Origin of the sequence: Microbacterium sp. TNHR37B (genome assembly GCF_001620065.1) — a bacterium.
Lineage (GTDB): Bacteria > Actinomycetota > Actinomycetes > Actinomycetales > Microbacteriaceae > Microbacterium.
In genome coordinates this window covers 1,262,196-1,280,823 of the sequence record NZ_LQGV01000001.1, presented here as the reverse complement: position 1 = coordinate 1,280,823, position 18,628 = coordinate 1,262,196, and the positions used below count along the sequence as shown (strand labels likewise).

Genomic DNA, 18,628 nt, shown 5'->3' with positions numbered 1-18,628 from the left:
GGTGACATGTCGTGTTGAAGAAGCTCGTCGTCGCCGCCCTCGCCCTGGCCTTCCTCGCACCCTCGCTGGTGCTGATCGGGATCGGCGTGGTGATGAACCCCGCCCTGAGCGCCACCGGCTCCTGCACCATCCCCGGCGGCTCGACCGTCACGATCGGCGACGTCCCCGACGAACTGACCGTGACGACCGCGAACGGTGAGACGTTCACGCTAAACCGGACCCAGCTCACCCACGCGGCGACGATCATCGAGACCGGCAACAGCATCGACGGCATCACCCGCGACGGCCTGGTCATCGCGCTCATGGCGGCGCTCACCGAGAGCACACTGCGGATGCTCTCTAACACCAGCGCCTACCCGGAATCCGGTGACTATCCGAACGACGGCGACGGCTTCGACCACGACTCCCTGGGCCTGTTTCAGATGCGGCCGCAGTCAGGTTGGGGCACAGTCGCCGAGCTGATGGACCCCGTCTACCAGGCGCAGGCGTTCTTCGGCGGACCCACCGGACCCAACCACCCCTCACCACGGGGACTCTTGGACATTCCCGGATGGGAACAGATGGACAAGGGCGAAGCCGCCCAAGCCGTTGAGGTCAGCGCGTATCCGGACCGGTACCGGAACTACGAGCCCGTCGCCGAATCCATCCTGACCACCCTCACCACTACAACAACGGCCGGCACGGACGCGTCTGGCGGCGATGCTGTGGTCCCGGCTGCGCAGACGACAACGGCGGGCACGTCGCGGGTGGTGTTCCCGATGCCCGAAGGCACCTGGGTGCTCACCAGCGAGTACGGGCCGCGGGTGCATCCGATCACTGGTGAGGACTCCTTCCACACCGGCACCGACTTCGCCGCCCCCGACGGCACACCCCTCCTCGCCGCAGCGGACGGCACGGTGACGGTGGCGGAGTTCTCCGGCGGCTACGGGGGCCTCATCGTCATCGAGCACACCATCAACGGGCAGACGGTCGCGACGGCGTATGCGCACATGTGGGAGCACGGCGTCCACGTCCAGGTCGGCGACCAGGTGACGGCCGGGCAGCACATCGGCGACACCGGCTCCTCGGGCAACTCGACCGGGCCGCATCTGCATTTCGAGGTCCGCCTCGGCGGCACGAACGGTGAGCACACCGACCCCGCTGTCTGGCTGAATGCCCACAACGCCGCCGACCTACCCGAGCCCGAGACCGGCGCACCCGGCGGCGACTGCGACCCCGATTCCGGGACTCCTGGTGGTGAGCCGGACCCCGTCGATGGCGACCCCGACCGCATGGTCGATGACCCGACCTCGGATGGGCAGATCACCGCACGGATGCTGCACCTCTACACCCAGACGATCGCCGCTTTCCCCGACACCTCCTGGGCCTGCTACTCACCCCGCCCCGGCACCGTCTCTGAACACCCGCTCGGGCGAGCCTGTGACGGGACGTTCGGCAACGCCATCGGCGGGGCGGCGACCGGACCAGCACTGGACCTCGGCTGGCAGGTCACGAACTGGATGCGGGAGCACGCTGACACCCTCGGCATCGACTACCTCATCTGGCAGAACCAGATCTGGTCGACTGCCCGAGCAGATGAGGGCTGGCGGCCTTACGAACGTGGCACCGACGTCACCACCCGGCACGACGACCACCTGCACGTTACCGTCCGGGCTGGGAGTTGATCGGGCATGGACGTGTTCCCCGACTTCGACGGCCTCGAAGGGATCGGTGACCTGCGCGAGGTCATCGGTGCCCTGCTGACCTTCGTGCTCATCATCGCCGTGCTGATGCTGATCGTCTGCGCCATCGTGTGGGCGCTGTCGACCGCGAACGGTCACCACGCCGCCGCCACCAGGGCAAGGATCGGCGCCTGGACCGCCCTGGGTGCCGCGGTCCTGGCCGGTAGCGGGGTGGCGTGGCTGAACTGGCTGATCGACCTCGGCCAACAACTCTGAACGCACCCCACCAGCCGACCCCTCATCGGCTCCGCCCGTGTGGGGCGGGCGGTGCACCTGATCGACGAGAACCCCCTGTCTCGCCGACGCCCCGAAGGAGCACCCCCGTCATGACCATCCTGAGCCTGATCACCGAAACCACCACCGCCGCGCTGCCGGTGGTGTTGCCGGCCAACATCGACATCAACCCGAATGATTCCGGCCTGCCGGGCATCGCCCAGCTGCGCACCATCGTCGGCGCCGTCATGACGATCGGCCTCATCCTCTCCGTCCTCGCGCTGATCGTCAGCGCGATCGTGTGGGGCTTCGGCGCCAACTCCTCCAACCCCAACCTGGCCGGCCGGGGGAAGATCGGCGTCCTCGTGAGCTGCGGCGCCGCCGTGATCTGCGGGGCGTCGGTGACGCTCATCAACTTCTTCTGGGACGTCGGCCAGCAGGTCTGACCCCACCCACTCGACTCTGCTTCCTGAAGGAGTGATCCGCGGTGGGTGTGTGCGATATCCCCCTCGTCTCGACCGTCTGCGACACCGCCGGCGAAGCCGCCGCCAGCCTGGTCTCCGCCCCGTTCGACTGGCTCGCCGGAGCGATGGGCGCCGCCGCCGGCTGGCTGTTCGAGGCCGTCTGGTCAGTCTTCGACACCACCACCCTCGTCGACGTCACCAGCGACGAGTACGTGGCGGTCTACAACATTCTCTTCGGCATCGCGATCTTCGTGATGCTGCTGTTCTTCTGCCTCCAACTCATCACCGGACTCATCCGCCGCGACCCCACCGCACTCAGCCGTGCCGCCCTCGGGCTCGCCAAGAGCGTCCTCGGCAGCTTCGTCGTGATCACGTTGACGGCGTTGTTGTTGGAGATCGTCGATCAACTCTGCATTGGCATCATCCAAGCCGCAGGCGAGACCACCGAGTCGATGGGCGACAAGATCACCCTGCTCGCCGCCGGGCTGGTCGGGATCAACATCGCCGCCCCCGGCGTCGGCGCGATCATCACCATCTTCCTCGCCGGGCTCGCGATCAGCGCAGCCGCCATCGTCTGGCTCAGCCTCCTGGTCAGGAAGGCGCTGCTGCTGGTCGCGATCGTCCTCGCACCGCTCGCGTTCTCCGGCGCCTCATGGGATGCCACCAAGGGGTGGATCAGCAAGTGGGCGATGTTCGTCATCGCCCTCATCGTCTCCAAACTCGTCCTGGTCGTCATGTTCCTCGTCGCCATCACCCAAGTCTCCGCGCCCATTGATGGTGACCTGGCATCGGTGGCCGACCCGATCGCCGGGATCGTCCTCATGGCGATGGCCGCCTTCGCCCCCTACATGACCTACAAGTTCCTGAACTTCGTGGGCTTCGACATGTACCACGCCATCGGCTCCGAACAGGACGCCAAGAACGCCCTCAACCGGCCCGTCCCCACCCCCTCGAAGCCGCAAGGCGGCGCGGAGCCGAAGAAGATCCTCGACGACAGCGGCGGAAGCAAGAGTGACAACGGCGGTGGTGGTGGAAAGAAGCCGCCGGAGCCGAAGAACCCGAAGCCGCAGGCATCCAGCGGCACTGCTGGCTCGACGGGGTCCGGTGGTGGGAAGGCGGCCGCGAGCAGCGGCGCCGGGGCAAGCGGTGGAGCAGGCGCCGGCGCTGGTGCCGCGGCGGCTGGTCCCGCAGCCGCGGCCGTGGTCGCGGCGAAGGTCGCCAAGGACGCCGCGACCGCTGGACCCAAGGCCGGCACGGCCCTGGGCAACCAGGGCGAGGCCGCCGCCGACTCCGCCGGCCAGACCGGCAGCACCCCACCGGCCGCGCAGGCGCCACCGCCATCAACGCCGGCACCGAAGACACCCACCGGCGGGTCGTCGGGTGTGGAGGTGCGTCCTCCGAAGCAGCCTCCGCCGCCTGCACCGAAGCCGACCGGGAAGGAGTGAACCCTCGTGCCTACCAAGCAGAACGAGAGTGCTGTGGCCTCGGCGGAGTTGGTGCCGGTGAAGTTCTCCCGTCTCACCCGCCGCGGGGTGTTGTTGGGGTTGTCCCTGTCGCAGCTCATCACCCTCGCCACCGGCGTCCTGTCCATCGTCGGAGCCCTCTACGCCGGGGGTGGCATCCTGCTCGCCTACACCGCACCCATCTGGGTGATCGCCGCCGCGCTGACGTGGGCCCCGATCGCCGGACGTCCGGCGGTGGAGTGGTTGCCGGTGGCGTTCTGGTGGCTCTGGCGTTCGACCGGCGGTCAGTTCCTCTATCGCCGGCGGGTCGTCACACCCCGCCCTGTGGGCACCCTCGCCCTGCCCGGTGACCAGGCGCGGCTGCGCGAGTACACCGACCCCGAGACGCAGGCGGGGATGATCCATGACCCCCATCAGCAGACGTTGACCGTGGTCTGCGAAGTGACCCATCCGGCGTTCGTGCTCCTCGATCCCGGCGAGCAGGAACGGCGCGTGACCTCCTGGGGCCGCGTCCTGGCCACCGTCTGCCGCTCCGGACGTATCGCCACGCTGCAGGTTCTCGAACGGACGCTGCCGGACTCGGGCACCGGGCTGGCCGAATGGTGGAAAGCCCACGGCACCGACGACGACACCTGGGCCGCGACCACCTACGCGGAGCTGATCGACCGCGCCGGACCCGCCGGCGAACGCCACGCCACCACCCTGTCGCTGTCGCTGGACATGAGAACCGCGGCACGGCATATCAGAACGGCTGGTGGTGGTATCCGGGGTGCGGCCGCTGTCCTGCGCCAAGAGATGTCCACTCTGGTCGCCGCGCTCCGGTCCGCTGACCTCACCCCGTCGGGATGGCTGAGCCCGGGTGAGATCGCTGTCATCCTCCGCTCGGCCTATGACCCGGCGATCGCGGCGACTTTGGAACGTCATGGCGAACTCGGCCAGTCCCTCGCCACCGCCGGCCCGGTCGCGGTCAACGAGTCCTGGACTCGGCTGCGGACCGACTCTGCCCATCACGCCGTGCTGTGGGTCTCCGAGTGGCCGCGGTCGCTGGTGTATCCGGGGTTCTTGTCGCCGGTGCTGTTGTCGACCGGGATCCAGCGGTCGTTCTCGCTGATCTGCACGCCGATGCGCTCCGATCAGGCTGCCAGGGATATTCGCAAGAAGAAGGTCGAGCACATCTCCGACGCCGCGCAGCGGGCGAAGATCGGGCAGATCGAAGACGCCGCCCAGACCGCGGAGTACCAGGACGTGCTCCAGCAGGAAGCCGACCTGACCGCCGGCCACGGCATTCTGCGCTACACCGGCCTCATCTCGGTGTCCGCGCCCACGGTCGAGGAACTCGAGGCCGGGGTCGCGGCGATCGAGCAGGCTGCCATCCAAGCCTCCTGTGAGACCCGGCTCCTGGTGGGCCAGCAGGCTGCGGCGTTCACCGCCGCCGCGCTGCCGCTGTGTCGCCGCGTCTGATCGCGCACAGTCGCCGGCCCCCAGCCCAGTGATGGCGGTGGCGTGGTGCGTGCACCTGAGGGGTGAGCCCGAACCACGGGCTCGCCCCTCTCTGTTCGCCCACCGTCTTGGAGGCTGTGATGCCTACGTTCCACGACCCGCTCGCCGATGCGGCCGAAGCCTCCGAGGCGCTGCGCGGCCTGGCCCACGCCTCCCGCGTGTTCGAGGACCCGGCCGATACCTACCGAGTGTTCGGTGACCTCGTCGCGGGGGTGCGGTCGCTGCGCCAAGTCCTCGACCAGCTCGCCACCACCCACCTGGACGCGCGGGATCGGGCGTTCGACGATGACGGCAGCGCCGCCGCGGGTGCGGCGTCCGCGCTGGCAGCGGCCGATGAGCTGCACCAGGCCGGCACGCTGCTGGATCAGGCCTACGGCCGGCTCGACGCCGCGTTCTCGCACTCCGGGCGGATCGCCTGGCACTCCGAACCGGTCGTCGACCGAGACGCCCAGCGGGAACGCCTGGCCGCACGGCTCGACGGCGACCCCGCCAGTAGGACCGTGCGGGCCGGTTCGCTCGCGTTGGCGGTGTGGCCCGATGCCCCGGTGGGTGAGCATCAGCGCTACGCCTACCGGATCACCGACACCACCACCGGCCAGGCGGTGGAGGGCCGGGACCTGTTCGCCGGCGCCGGCGCCCCCGTCGACCCCGACCGCGCGCTCCGTGACCTCGCGAGCTTTCTGAGCGCGGCGGGTGAGGCTCGCCAGTACGCGCTCGACCAGCCCGGCAGCAGCCCGGAGCACGAGGGCCTGTTCCCGGTGTGGGTGTCCGAGGCCGCCCGCACCAACACCGACGCCCTGGCCGAGCTGAGCGAGCGCGAGTCCACCGAGCGCGTCGCCGGACCCGCGCAGGTGGGGCGGCGGTGGTTCAACGTGGCCTTCCTCCAGGGCGAGGAGGCCGATGCGGTACTCGATCTGATCGACCGCGACGGCACCGAAGCCGCCATCGCGCATCTGAGCGGGTACGACTATGGCGAGGAGACCACCCAGGCGGCCTTGGAGAACGGGTACGTCTACGACGACCAGCCACCCACCGGCAGCACCGACCGAACCGTCCAGGACGGCGGGTACGCGCTGACCTACAACCACGCGCTCGGGCATGTGGGGCTGTACCGGGAGTTCGACACCCCACCCGACCCCGCACTGCACGAGGCCGAGCAGCCGCCCTCGGCGGTCGTCAACGAGCAGTCACACCACGCGCCCGCACCGGATCGGGATGCGTCGGTTGCCCGGCGCGCTGCCCTCGGCGCGGACCGCGACTGGTACGCCCACCCTGCTGGCACCGCCGGCCAGTCCGGGCGAGGGCTGTCACTGTGAGCGGCGAGGGAGGCGAGCGGGAGCGGCTGCACACCTCGGTTCTCGTCGCCCCCGCCAAAGAGCGCCGCCGGCTGCGTAAGCAGCGCCGGAAGGCCGCGGCGAGGCTCCAAGCCGAACAGCACGCCGCCGAGAAGACCGCCGCCCGCGCGAAGGCCGAGATTGAGCGCGCCGAACGCCGCGCCACCACCTACCTGCCCGCCGCCGGTGAACCCGGCCCTGCCGCGCTACGCACACCGGGCCGGTTCCGCCTCCCGCGCCACCAGGACACCTCAGCGACCCTCGCCGGGGCGTATCCGTTCGTCGCCGAAGGCGGACTCGGCTCCGACGGGGTGTTCGTCGGCCAAGACCTCTACTCCGGCGGCAGCTTCGTCTACGACCCCTGGGTGCTCTACGCCCGCGGCATCATTACCGCACCCAACGTGGTGCTCGCGGGGATCGTCGGCTCCGGAAAGTCCTCCCTCGCCAAGTCCCTCTACACCCGGTCCCTGCCGTTCGGGCGCCGCGTCTACGTCCCCGGCGACCCCAAAGGCGAACACACCGCCGTCGCGAACGCGGTCGGCGGACGCGCGATCGTCCTCGGCCACGGGCTGAACACTCGCCTCAACCCCCTCGACGAAGGCCACCGTCCCGGTGGGCTGACCGATGAGCAGTGGAAGACGACCGTGGCTTCGCGGCGTCGGGACCTGATCGGCGCTCTGGCCGAGACCGTCCTGGCGCGAGGGTTGACGCCGTTGGAGCACACCGCCATCGACCTTGCCCTCACTACCACGGTGCGGGAGAACGACGTGCCGATCCTGCCCACGGTTGTCGACCACATCCTCACCCCGAGCAGCTCAGAGACGGACGCCGACGGCCGGCTGGCCGAGGACGGTCGTCTCGTCGGCCACGCCCTGCGCCGCCTGGTCGCCGGTGACCTTCAAGGCCTCTTCGACGGTCCCTCGACGGTGGCGTTCGACCCGTCACTGCCGATGATCAGCCTCGACCTGTCGCGGGTCACCGAGAACAGCACGCTCATCTCGGTGCTGATGACGTGCTCGTCGGCGTGGATGGAGTCGGCCCTGCTCGACCCCAACGGCGGGCAGCGATGGGTCATCTACGACGAGGCATGGCGACTCATGTCCCACCCCGCCCTGTTGAAGCGGATGGATGCGCACTGGCGGCTGGCCAGGCATTACGGGATCGCGAACATGCTGATCTTCCACAAGCTCTCCGACCTGGACAACGTCGGCGACGTCGGCTCAGCCATGCGCTCCCTCGCCAACTCCCTGTTGGCGAACGCAGAAACCAGGATCGTGTACCGGCAGGAATCCGACCAGCTCGGCCCCACCGCAACCGCGCTCGGACTCACCGGCACCGAACAGAAACTCCTCCCGTCGCTGGGCGTGGGTCAGGGGCTGTGGCGGATCAAGGCCAGGAGCTTCGTGACTCAGCACCAGTTGCACCCGGCCGAGCTGGAACTCTTCCGGACCGACCAGCGCTACACCGCCTCACAGGTTCAGAAATCCTGAAGCCTGATTCGTGGGAACCTGCGGATGGGGGGCCGCTTTTCAGGGTTGTGAGGGTGCGTGCTCGTGGAACATGCGCCCTCATCATTGGGCCGCAGGCTGCCGACGGCCGCTGTGGTTAGACGGCGTCGACGGGCGCGGAACTCTACGCCAGGTGAGAGCGGTGAAGAGCGCACCGAGGATTCCGATTGCGACGAGCACAAGCGCGATGGCGTCGAGACCGATCGTGGCACCGAGAACACCGGCGAGAGGGTAGGTGATGAGGAAACAGGCGTGGGAGAGGGAGAACTGGGCGGCGAAGACGGCGGGTCGGGTCTGCTCAGTGCTGCCTCGACGCAGGAGCCTGGCCGATGGGGTGAGGATCGTGGAGGTCGCAGATCCCAGCAGCGCCCAGATGGCCAGCAGCGCGATCCACTGGGATGGACCCTCCATCCAGGCGATACTCCCGGCCGTGGCGAGGAGCAAAGTGGGGAGCGCGATCCCTCCGGTGAGCATGACCGGTCTGTCTGGCAGTGTCTCCAACAGTTTCGGCATGAGGAGAGCGACGACCATCGAGCCGCCTCCGTAGGCAGCGAGTAAGAGAGCGGCGTCTGATTGAGGTCGCCCTAGCTCGCCGAGAACGAGCACGGTGGAGTTGACGATGACCATAGCGGTGGTGGTCGCGACGACGAGGTTCAGGCCCATCAGCCCGCGCAGCTCTCTATCGACCCAGAAGGCCTGTGCGCCGCGGGTAAGGCGGTTGAGGAACGGTGTCGGTGGCGGCGTCTCGATTCGCGGAAAACGAGAAGCGATGACGAGCGCTGCGGAGATGAGGAATCCGATCACAGTGCCGACAAAGAGGTTGTGGTAGCTGATCACGGTCAGCAAGGCGGCGGCGAGCGTCGGGCTCAGCAGCGATTCGAGGTCGTAGGCCAGCCGTGACAGTGACAATGCCCGGGTGTAGTCGTTCTCGTCAGGCAAGACCGAGGGGATGACGGCTTGGAATGTGGGGGTGAAGGTCGCCGAGGCGGACTGGAGCAGGAAGATCAGAAGGTAGATCTGCCACTCCTCGGTCACAAACGGCAACGAGACGGCGACTCCAGCGCGGATCAGATCGGCGCCGATGAGTACCGGCTTGCGGGGCAGACGTGCGAGTAGGGCGGTGGTCACCGGAGCGACGGCGACGTAGGCGACCATCTTGATGCTCATCGCGACGCCCATGACGATCCCGGCATTTCCGCCAGCGATGTCGAAGGCGAGCAGGCCGAGTGCGACCGTGAGCAGTCCGGTACCCAGCAGTGCGATGGCCTGCGCGGTGAACAGCTTCGCGTAGGTCGGATTCCTAAGGACGGTGAGCATGAGGTCGGGCCGATCAGATCGAGAACAAAAGGGGGGCGGCAGGCGCTACTGAGGTGTGTGGTGGTGCGGTGGTGTCTGCCCGTTGGCGATTGCGTGCTCTGCCTGCTTGATCGCCTCGACGACGACAGCGAGGGCGTGTTCGTCAGTGAGCTTGTAGAGCACGCTTGTGCCCTCCTGCCTCGTTGTGACCATCCGCGCCATCCGCAGCCGGGCGAGATGCTGGGAGACCCCGGGAGGTTTCTTGTCGACGATCTCTGCCAGTGCCTTGACCGGCAGTTCTTCGGCGCGCCGCAGTGCGAGCACGATCCTGATCCGAGTCGGATCGGACAGGATGCCCAGCACCTCCGCAGCCAGGTCGACGTATTCCGATGCCGGGTCCATCCCGCATAACTGCTTATCTGCGTTCATACGCATATACTAACACTCCTGTGAAGGCCGAGCACCGGTGAAGTGTGTTGCGCCCTGACCGCAGACGGTTCCCGGTCCTCTCTGCGGGCGTACTGGTGCACCTGGCCGGTATGGGTTCCAACGCCGATCTTCCTTCTCGCCGTAGCCGCCGCAACACGCCGCCCGATGGGCCGCCGGTGGTGTTGCCGCACGTGATCATCACCGCCGCCGAGACCGGTGCCCTGGATGTCACCATCGATGGTGCCGCCTTCCCGCCACCGGCTGAGGGGCAGGCGTGGACGCGGGGCACCTTCGGCGCCCTGCTGGACGCCATCACCGAGGACCGCACGGTCGCGGTGCGGATCGAGGTCCGCGAGAGCGACGGGACCGTGTTCACCGACCTCATCCACGTCCGCAAACCCACACCGCCACGACCCGCAGAGACCGAGCCGAGTCAACCGCGCAGCAAGCACACCAAGGCGAAGCCGGCACCGGAGCTGGTGGAGGTCACTGGTGAGGGGTTTGTGCCCGGTGAGGACATCGCCGTCGCCCTGATTGTCGCGCACACGGACGCCGCCGGCACCGGTCACGCCCGCGCCCTGCTCGATGCCAGTCGCCTCGCTGGGCTGCTCGACGATGGCGTCGGAGAGGTCGTGCTGCTGGGCCGGGTCTCGGGCACGGTCCGGGTGCGGCGGCTGCCATGACCGGGCCGGCGCCGGGCCGGCAGACCGGGAGCCTGGGCGACGAGCTGACCAACGCCGCCATCATCGCCCTGATCGGCGCGTTCGGTGTCGCACTCGTCCTGCGCGCCGCCGGCAGTGTGGCGGCGTTCCTGACCGGCACACCCCAACCCGCCGCCGGACCTGCATCCGGGCTCGGGGTGCTGTTCAACCCCACCGACCCCGCCACCGCGCTCGATGCCGAAGGGCTGAGCCCGGTCGCCTACTGGATCGTCACCGCGATCTTGCTCGGTGGCCTCGTGACGGCTGGTGGGTGGGTGTGGGTGAGGCTGCGTCGCCACTCGCGCAGGGTCGAGACCGACCCGCGACGCCTGGCCGGCACGGCCACGGCACATGAGGTCACCCAGACCGCCTCTTCGAAGGCATTGCTACGCCGAGCCACGACACTGCGCCCGTCACTCGATGAGCCGACGCCCTCCGATGTGGGATACCTGCTGGGCCGTTCACGAGGGAAGCAGGTGTGGGCCTCGGTGGAGGACTCGATCCTGCTCATCGGTCCACCCCGCTCCGGCAAAGGCCTGCATGTGGTCATCAACGCCATCCTCGACGCACCCGGAGCCGTCGTCACCACCTCCACGCGTCCGGACAACCTCACCGCGACCCTCCGCGCCCGCCAACGCGAGGGACGGCCGGTGGCGGTGTTCGACCCCCAGCACCTGGCCGAAGGCATCCCTGCCGGGATGCGCTGGTCACCGATTCGCGGCTGCCACGACCCACTCACGGCGATGATCCGCGCCACCGGCCTCGCCTCCGCCACCGGCCTGTCTGCGGGCGGGGTGGAGTCCGGCGGGTTCTGGGAAGGCAAGACCCGCACCGCCCTCCAAGCCTTGCTGCACGCCGCCGCCCTCGACGGACGGCCACCCTCAGAGTTGTTCCGCTGGACCCTCGACCCCACGGCCGCCGCCGAAGCCGTCGCCATCCTCACCAACAGCACCCAGGCGGCGACGGGGTGGGCGGACTCGCTTGGGGCGATGATCGATTCGGACCCCAAGACCCGCGACTCCATCTGGCAGGGCGTGGCGCTGGCCCTCGGTGCCCTGGCTGACCCGCGGGTGCTCGACGCGGTGTCGCCGGGGCCGGGTGAGGACTTCGACCCCGAGACCTTCATCCAAGCCCGCGGCACCCTCTATCTGCTGGCCACCGGGGCGGGGGCCGGCGCATCCGCCGCTCTGGTGGCGGCGTTCGTGGAAGACCTCATCGAAACCGCGCGCCGGATCGCGGCCCGCTCACCCGGCGCCCGTCTCGACCCACCACTGCTGCTGGCACTCGATGAGATCGGCAACCTCGCCCCATTGCCGAGCCTCCCGACGCTGATGGCCGAGGGCGGTGGCACCGGCATCACGACGCTGGCCGTGTTGCAGTCGCTCGCTCAGGCGCGGGAGAAGTGGTCCGACAATGCCGCCGGGGCGATCTGGGACGCCTCCATTGTCAAGGTGATTCTCGGTGGTGCCTCCAACTCCCGCGACCTCCAAGACCTCTCCACCCTCATCGGCGAACGTGACGAGTACACCGACTCGGTGACCCTGGGTGACCACGGCAGCCGATCCAACCAACGCTCGGTCCGCCGAGTCCCGATCCTGCCGCCAGACCGGATCAGGACGCTCCCGTTCGGCACCGGCGTCACGCTCCTACGCAGTGCCCCGCCGATCGTCACCGACCTACGACCCTGGCCCTCTCGTCCTGACGCGGCCGAGTTGACGGCCGACCGGGCAGAGGTCGAGGCACTGCTGCGTGGACCCGGCTCGTAACCGGGGCGGGCGTGGTGCGGCCTGTGCACCTGCCTGACATCAGCGGCTCCGATCGGCGGGGTCGCGTGAGTGTCAGGAGGAGAGTCAAATGGCTATCCGCACCCAGGAATCGTTCTCGGGGTTCATCGCCTCAGACCCCCAGCTCAGCCAGACCTCGAAGGGTGATCCTCGGTTCTACGCCCGGGTCGGCAAGGAGCACTTCCGTCGCGAGGACGATGGGTCTTTCACCCAGACCGAGACGACCTATCACCACATGGTGATGTTCGGCCGGTCGGCCGAGCACGCGCATGACCGGTTCGCCAAGGGCGACAACTTCATCGCCGAGGGCTACACCCGCGAGGTCAACTACGAACGCGACGGCCAGGCGGTCGAGAGCGAGGAGTTCGTGGCCAAGAAGATCGGTCACGACACCGCCCGCACCCGCTACGAGGTCGACCGCACCCCACGCCGCGCAGCAGCGGAGCGGGACGCGGCCGCGTTCGAGCCACCGTCCCGGCCCGCCCAGGCACCGCAATCCACGGCCATCGGCCTGTGAACGCCGGGAGCCGAGCATCATGACTGACACCCCCGAGGCCGATCCACCCGGCGCCGACCCAACCAACGGTGAGGGGCCGGAGTTGGATGAGCCGGATGTGTTCGACGGTCCGCCGCGCGTCAGCGACGCCGATGTGCCCGAGACGCCGCACCCGGTGAACTGGAACCTGCTGTCCGCGCATGACCTGGAAACCGAATGGCTCGCGCTGAACCGATGGGTGGACTGGTTGCGCCACACCTACGGACTTCCCGCCAGCGTGCTGCCGCCGTTCTGGCACCACCACCCCGAACTGGTCTGGGAACTCTCCGCGCTGCACCTGCACTGGCTGGGCGCCTACGACCCCGAGCAGAACGCCTCCGCGGCGATCGGCTGGCACCGCGACTTCGCCGACACCCGCGCCCGCCTCCGGGACTGGGTGGCCGCCTCGGGCACCCGGATCGATCGTGACCGGCCCACCCGGCAGACCACCTGGCCCGGCGAAGAACCCGGACCGCCGGTGGAGGATGTGGTGATCGCCGACCGCGACGCCGAGTTCGTGGAGTTCGTCCAAGCCCAGGTCCGCAGACGCCAGGAGGCCGAGGACGAGTTCTTCGCCAGCCTCGACGACGACCTCGACCTCGATGTTTACCCGACCACCGGGCAGGTGCGGGACTGATGGGCGGCTACGTGAAGAAGACCGACCGGCGCCGCTACGAAGACCGCTCCTTCTCCGTCCGGGCCGTGCACCGGGACCAAGCCGACCTGCACAAGCTCGCCGAGGTGCTGATCCGGCTGACCTTGCAGGAGACCGGCCGCAGCCGCGCCGACCGCCGCGCCGCCGAACCACCGGAGACCTACCGCGACCCAGCCGCAGCCCTCCGCTCAGCGGCGAGTGTCGCAGGCCCGTTGGTAGAATGACACCAGCAAGCCTCGCGTACGCGGGGTGTTGTGGTCCCAAACCTCACCCGCACGGGTGGGCAACACGCACCGTGACCCGGTCGGGTCTCGTCCTACAGCCACACCGATGGCTGCTCTCACGATCAACATCTCCTCCCAGGCGTCTGGGGCGCGAGGGTCGAATCGCGTGAGAGGCAAGGACCCGATGACCACCACTACGACTGCTACCGATCCAGCCGCCAGCCTGATCGACCCGCCCATCAGCACCGCTGTCGCGATCTCCTACCTGCGGGTCTCCACCCGTGAACAGGCTTCCAAGGGCGGCACCGACGAAGGCTTCTCCATCCCCGCGCAACGCGACGCGGTGCGCCGCAAAGCCGACCAGCTCGGCGCGGCGATCGTGGAGGAGTTCGTCGACGCCGGAGCCTCGGCCAAGTCCGCCGACCGGCCCGACCTGATGCGGATGATCCAGTACGTCAAGACCAACAAGGTCGCCTACTGCATCGTCCACAAGGTCGACCGGCTCGCCCGCAACCGCGCCGACGACGTGACCATCCACCTCGCCCTCCAACAGGCCGGGGTCATGCTCGTCTCGGCCACGGAGAACATCGACGAGACCCCGAGCGGGATGCTGCTGCACGGCATCATGTCCACCATCGCGGAGTTCTACTCCCGCAACCTCGCCACCGAGGTCACCAAGGGCATGACCCAGAAGGCCATCAGCGGTGGCACCCTCGGCAAGGCCCCCATCGGCTACCTCAACGTCCGCACCCGCGACGACCAAGGCCGCGAGGTCCGCACCGTCGAACTCGACCCCGAGCGAGCGCCCCTGATCGAGTGGGCGTTCAAGGCCTACGCCTCGGGGAACTGGACCGTCAGCCAGCTCCACGACGAACTCACTTCCCGCGGACTGGTCAGCCTGCCCACCCCGAAGCGGCCATCGAAGCCGCTGGCGGTCTCCTCGGTACATCGCCTGCTGACCAACCCCTACTACAAGGGCGATGTCGTCTACCGCGGCACCCGCTACAAGGGCACCCACCGTGCCCTCGTCCCACCCGAGGTCTGGTACCAGGTCCAGTCCGTGCTCACCGCTCACAAGACCGCCGCCGAAGCCACCCAGGTCCACGACCACTACCTCAAAGGCACCATCCACTGCGGACAATGCGGGTCCCGGCTGATCGTCTCCAACGCCAAGAACCGACACGGCAACGTCTACTGCTACTTCGTGTGCTCCGGCCGGCACTCCAAACGCACCGACTGCACCCGCGGAGCGATCCTGATCGAAGACGTCGAGAAGCTGATCGAGGACTACTACACCCGCGTACAGATCAGCCCCGCCCAGCGCGACGCCCTCTCCGGGATGCTCCACCACGAGTTCGACCGACTCATGGCCGCCGAGACCGACGAACTCGAACGCCTCACCACTCACCGAGACCGGCTCGAACACGAACAAGACCGGCTCATGCAAGCCCACTACGCCGACGCCATCCCGCTGCCCGTCCTCAAACGAGAACAAGACCGCATCCTCGGCGAACTCGACCGCCTCAACCGGCGTATCGACGCCCACCACGGCGACTACGCCGACGCCCGCGCCCACCTCGACGACGCCCTCGGACTCCTGGCCAACTGCGCCGACATCTACCAACGGTGCGACGACGCCAACCGGCGCCTGTGCAACCAAGCCTTCTTCACCAAGGTCTACATCGACGAAGACAACGAACTCCGCGTCGAGAACAACCGGCCCTTCGAGATGCTCCTTGACCCCGAGGTCAACGCCAACGCACTCAACTGGACCCAGAACGGCGACAAGGCCCGAACCCCAGCCAACGATTCCATTGGCAAGGGTTCGAGCCTTGTGCGCGGGGTGGGCCCCGTGGGGCTCGAACCCACGACCCGCGGATTAAAAGTCCGATGCTCTACCGACTGAGCTAGAGGCCCTCGCGTCCTAGCCTACCTAGGACGCGGCCCCGTACGCGCGCCGCGGCTCGGCCGATCGATCTCCCCCTCGCGACGGAGGTGCGTTCGCCGCCCCGCTCGTACGGCGGCGGCATGAACGACCGGCCCCGGCGACGCGCACGCCACCCTGCGCCCCCCGCTCACGGCAAACCGCCGCCGCCGGAGCGCGAAGCATCCGGCGGCGGCGGGCCCTCTCAGCGTGGGTACCGCTCCCTCGCTGGAGTCGTGATCACTCGGCCGGGGGGAGGAGCACCGAGTCGATCAGGTAGACGGTGGCGTTGGCGGTCTGGACGCCGCCGCAGATCACCTTGGCGTCGTCGTTGACCATGATGTCGTCACCGGATCCGGTTACCGTGAGGTCGGCGCCGTTGACGGTCGTGTGGGTGCCGTCGATGGCGTCGGGCTCGATCTGGCCGGGAACCACGTGGTACGTGAGGATCGAGGTCAGCATGTCGCTGTCGGTCTTCAGCTTCTCGATCGTGTCGGCGTCGAGCTTGCCGAACGCCTCGTCCACCGGGGCGAAGACGGTGAACTCGCTGCCATTCAGGGTGTCGACGAGGTTCACGTCGGGGTTGAGCTGACCGCTGACCGCCGCAACGAGCGTCTTCAGCAGCGGGTTGTTCGACGCCGCGACGGCGACGGGGTCCTGCGACATGCCCTGGACCGAGCCGGGGCCGTCGGGGACCTGCTCGGCGTAGGCGGCGCAGCCCGATCCGACCAGGTTGGCGGCGGGGTCCATGGCCGGCGCCGACTCGCTCATCGACGGCTGCGGCGCCATCGAGCTCTCGGACGGTGCAGCGGTGGTGCTACCCATCGAACAACCGGCCAACGCGAACATGCCGGCGATGGTCAGGGCGAGTGCGCTGCCGAGCTTCTTCTTGGTGCTGAGCATGATGGCTCCATTCCTCGTTGTGTGCTGTCGTGCCGCGCTCCGTCGGCGGCTTTGGCAGTTCTTCGGAGTCGTGTCGGGATCGGATGGGAGAAAATTCCAGAAGAGTTCCGCGCGGCGGATCAACGCCGCGTTTCCCCCCTCTTCGCGGGCCCTCCGTGTGTCGCCCTCGCCGGTCAGCGAGCCGCCACCCCGAACGTGCCCGGGCCAATCCGATTCGCCGCGCCCGCCGAATGGCTCTCAACACCGAGGGAGCGTCATGGACCTGATCATCATCGGCCTGCTGGGCGGGCTCATCACCGGCATATCGCCGTGCATCCTGCCGGTGCTGCCGGTCATCTTCCTCACCGGAGGGGCGCAGTCCGCGCGCTTCGAGGGCGACGCGAAGACCAAGCCGGCTCGGCGCAGTCGTCCTTACCTCGTGATCCTCGGGCTCGTCATCAGCTTCACCCTGGTGACGCTCGTCGGCTCGCTGGTGCTGGGCCTGCTGAACCTTCCGCAGGACGTGATCCGGTGGGTGGGCATTGCCGTGCTGATCCTCATCGGTGTCGGCCTGCTGATCCCGCGGTTCGAACAGCTCCTCGAGAAGCCCTTCCAGTGGCTGCCCCGACGTGAGGTGCAGAACCGGGGGAGCGGGTTCGGCGTCGGTCTCGCTCTCGGCGCGGTGTTCGTGCCGTGTGCAGGGCCCGTCCTCGCCGCCATCATCGTGGCCGGCGCGACGGGGCGCATCGGTGTCGACACGGTGCTTCTCACGGCGTCGTTCGCCATCGGCGTCGCCATCCCGCTACTCGTGTTCGCCCTCGCCGGGCGCGGTCTCGTCGAGCGCATCCGTGCGTTCCGGAGCCGTGAGCGGGGCTTGCGGATCGCGGCGGGCGTGGCGATGCTCGCCCTCGCGGTGGGACTCGCGTTCAACGTGCCGCAGGCGCTCCAGCGGCTCGTCCCGGATTACACGGCGCAACTGCAGCGCGACCTCACCGACAACGACCAGGCCGCCCGGGCGCTCGGTCTCGGCGGCCTCGTCACCGACGAGAACCGCGACCTCGACAAGTGCACCAACGGCGCCGACCAGTTGGAGTCCTGCGGGACGGCACCATCGATCAAGGGCATCGAGAAGTGGCTCAACACCCCCGGCGGTGAGGCGATCGACCTGAAGGAACTGCGGGGCAAGGTCGTGCTGATCGACTTCTGGGCGTACTCCTGCATCAACTGCCAGCGGTCGATCCCTCACGTCGTGGCGTGGGACAAGGCCTACCGCGATGCGGGGCTCGAGGTGATCGGCATCCACTCTCCCGAATACGCGTTCGAGAAGGACGCGGCCAACGTCGAGGCCGGCGCGCGCGACTTCGGGATCACCTACCCGGTGGCCCTCGACAACAACCTCGCCACCTGGACCAACTACCGCAACCGGTATTGGCCCGCGCACTACCTGATCGATGCGCAGGGCACGGTGCGCCACATCGCGTTCGGCGAGGGGAACTACGCCGCGACCGAGAAGATGATCCGCGAGCTGCTGACCGATGCGAACCCGTCGGTGAGCCTCCCCGCGGCCACCAACGTCACCGATGAGACCCCCGAGCTGGGATCGACGACGCCGGAGACCTTCCTCGGGTCGTCGAAGGACGTCAACTTCGCCGGCCCCGGTCAATACCGCGCGGGCGAGGGACAGTTCACGGCCCCCGCCGATCAGGCCGCCGACACCTTCGCCCTCGACGGCGCGTGGAACGTGCAGACGCAGTTCGTCACCCCCGCCGCCGACACCGGACGGATCGTGCTGACCTACCGCGCCTCCGAAGTGCGGATCGTCGCGGCCGGCCAGGGCACGATCCAGGTGGATGTGGACGGGAAGAAGTCCTCGATCGACGTGGGAGGCACGCCCCGCTCCTACGCCGTGATCGAGCGCGGAGAAGCTCGGCAGGGAACGATCACGCTCGAGGTGCCGAAGGGCGTGGAGGCCTACTCCTTCACCTTCGGGTGATC

16 protein-coding genes, 1 tRNA gene and 1 pseudogene are annotated in these 18,628 nt (G+C 68.5%); 14 read left to right on the top strand and 4 right to left on the bottom strand.

Annotated elements, in window-relative coordinates; all coding sequences use genetic code 11:
• Positions 1–11 precede the first annotated feature (11 nt).
• From AVP41_RS06150 to AVP41_RS06120, 7 genes are all read left to right on the top strand, one after another.
• Positions 12–1,664, top strand: coding sequence for a M23 family metallopeptidase (locus AVP41_RS06150; protein WP_058859017.1), 1,653 nt, complete (start codon positions 12–14; stop codon positions 1,662–1,664).
• Positions 1,665–1,670: 6 nt separating this feature from the next.
• Positions 1,671–1,937 (top strand): DUF6112 family protein, encoded by a 267-nt coding sequence (locus AVP41_RS06145; RefSeq protein ID WP_058859018.1) that lies wholly within the window; start codon positions 1,671–1,673, stop codon positions 1,935–1,937.
• A 110-nt stretch (positions 1,938–2,047) separates the two neighbouring features.
• The gene (locus AVP41_RS06140) at positions 2,048–2,380 is read left to right on the top strand and encodes a DUF6112 family protein (RefSeq protein WP_058859019.1); all 333 of its coding nucleotides are present in this window, start codon (positions 2,048–2,050) and stop codon (positions 2,378–2,380) included.
• A gap of 41 nt (positions 2,381–2,421) precedes the next feature.
• Positions 2,422–3,843, top strand: a complete 1,422-nt coding sequence (locus AVP41_RS06135) for a conjugal transfer protein TrbL (RefSeq protein WP_067162138.1) — start codon at positions 2,422–2,424, stop codon at positions 3,841–3,843.
• Positions 3,844–3,849: 6 nt separating this feature from the next.
• Complete coding sequence (locus AVP41_RS06130) at positions 3,850–5,322, top strand: SCO6880 family protein (protein ID WP_067162136.1); 1,473 nt, start codon at positions 3,850–3,852, stop codon at positions 5,320–5,322.
• A gap of 119 nt (positions 5,323–5,441) precedes the next feature.
• Complete coding sequence (locus tag AVP41_RS17100; RefSeq protein WP_374939219.1) at positions 5,442–6,677, top strand: hypothetical protein; 1,236 nt, start codon at positions 5,442–5,444, stop codon at positions 6,675–6,677.
• The gene (locus tag AVP41_RS06120; protein ID WP_067162134.1) at positions 6,674–8,185 is read left to right on the top strand and encodes an ATP-binding protein; all 1,512 of its coding nucleotides are present in this window, start codon (positions 6,674–6,676) and stop codon (positions 8,183–8,185) included. The genes AVP41_RS17100 and AVP41_RS06120 overlap by 4 nt, the downstream gene beginning before the upstream one ends.
• Positions 8,186–8,266: 81 nt before the next feature.
• Here the strand turns inward: AVP41_RS06120 and AVP41_RS06115 are convergent, their stop codons facing one another.
• Together AVP41_RS06115 and AVP41_RS06110 are read right to left on the bottom strand one after the other, a co-directional pair.
• Complete coding sequence (locus tag AVP41_RS06115; protein WP_058859023.1) at positions 8,267–9,520, bottom strand: MFS transporter; 1,254 nt, start codon at positions 9,518–9,520, stop codon at positions 8,267–8,269.
• 45 nt (positions 9,521–9,565) lie between these two features.
• Positions 9,566–9,928 (bottom strand): ArsR/SmtB family transcription factor, encoded by a 363-nt coding sequence (locus AVP41_RS06110; RefSeq protein ID WP_197464291.1) that lies wholly within the window; start codon positions 9,926–9,928, stop codon positions 9,566–9,568.
• Positions 9,929–10,038: 110 nt separating this feature from the next.
• Between AVP41_RS06110 and AVP41_RS06105 the strand changes: the two genes are divergently transcribed.
• The 6 genes and pseudogenes from AVP41_RS06105 to AVP41_RS16305 all read left to right on the top strand — a co-directional run.
• Positions 10,039–10,611, top strand: coding sequence for a hypothetical protein (locus tag AVP41_RS06105; RefSeq protein WP_231902676.1), 573 nt, complete (start codon positions 10,039–10,041; stop codon positions 10,609–10,611).
• Complete coding sequence (locus AVP41_RS06100) at positions 10,608–12,395, top strand: type IV secretory system conjugative DNA transfer family protein (protein WP_067162132.1); 1,788 nt, start codon at positions 10,608–10,610, stop codon at positions 12,393–12,395. Before AVP41_RS06105 ends, AVP41_RS06100 begins: the two co-directional genes overlap by 4 nt.
• 88 nt (positions 12,396–12,483) lie before the next feature.
• The gene (locus AVP41_RS06095; RefSeq protein ID WP_058859025.1) at positions 12,484–12,930 is read left to right on the top strand and encodes a single-stranded DNA-binding protein; all 447 of its coding nucleotides are present in this window, start codon (positions 12,484–12,486) and stop codon (positions 12,928–12,930) included.
• A gap of 19 nt (positions 12,931–12,949) precedes the next feature.
• The gene (locus tag AVP41_RS06090; protein ID WP_058859026.1) at positions 12,950–13,585 is read left to right on the top strand and encodes a hypothetical protein; all 636 of its coding nucleotides are present in this window, start codon (positions 12,950–12,952) and stop codon (positions 13,583–13,585) included.
• Between the two features lie 11 nt (positions 13,586–13,596).
• Positions 13,597–13,827 (top strand): hypothetical protein, encoded by a 231-nt coding sequence (locus AVP41_RS06085; protein ID WP_231902675.1) that lies wholly within the window; start codon positions 13,597–13,599, stop codon positions 13,825–13,827.
• Between the two features lie 106 nt (positions 13,828–13,933).
• Positions 13,934–15,058, top strand: a pseudogene (locus AVP41_RS16305) (recombinase family protein); the annotation flags it as partial.
• Positions 15,059–15,671: 613 nt separating this feature from the next.
• Here AVP41_RS16305 and AVP41_RS06080 read toward each other — a convergent pair.
• Together AVP41_RS06080 and AVP41_RS06075 are read right to left on the bottom strand one after the other, a co-directional pair.
• Positions 15,672–15,744, bottom strand: a tRNA-Lys gene (locus tag AVP41_RS06080).
• A gap of 247 nt (positions 15,745–15,991) precedes the next feature.
• Positions 15,992–16,654 carry a fasciclin domain-containing protein gene (locus AVP41_RS06075; protein WP_067162130.1) on the bottom strand — a complete coding sequence of 221 codons (663 nt, stop codon included), beginning with the start codon at positions 16,652–16,654 and terminating at the stop codon, positions 15,992–15,994.
• 256 nt (positions 16,655–16,910) lie between these two features.
• On the opposite strand from AVP41_RS06075, the gene AVP41_RS06070 reads away from it, so the two are divergent.
• Complete coding sequence (locus AVP41_RS06070; protein ID WP_067162128.1) at positions 16,911–18,626, top strand: cytochrome c biogenesis protein DipZ; 1,716 nt, start codon at positions 16,911–16,913, stop codon at positions 18,624–18,626.
• The last annotated feature ends 2 nt before the right edge of the window (positions 18,627–18,628 follow it).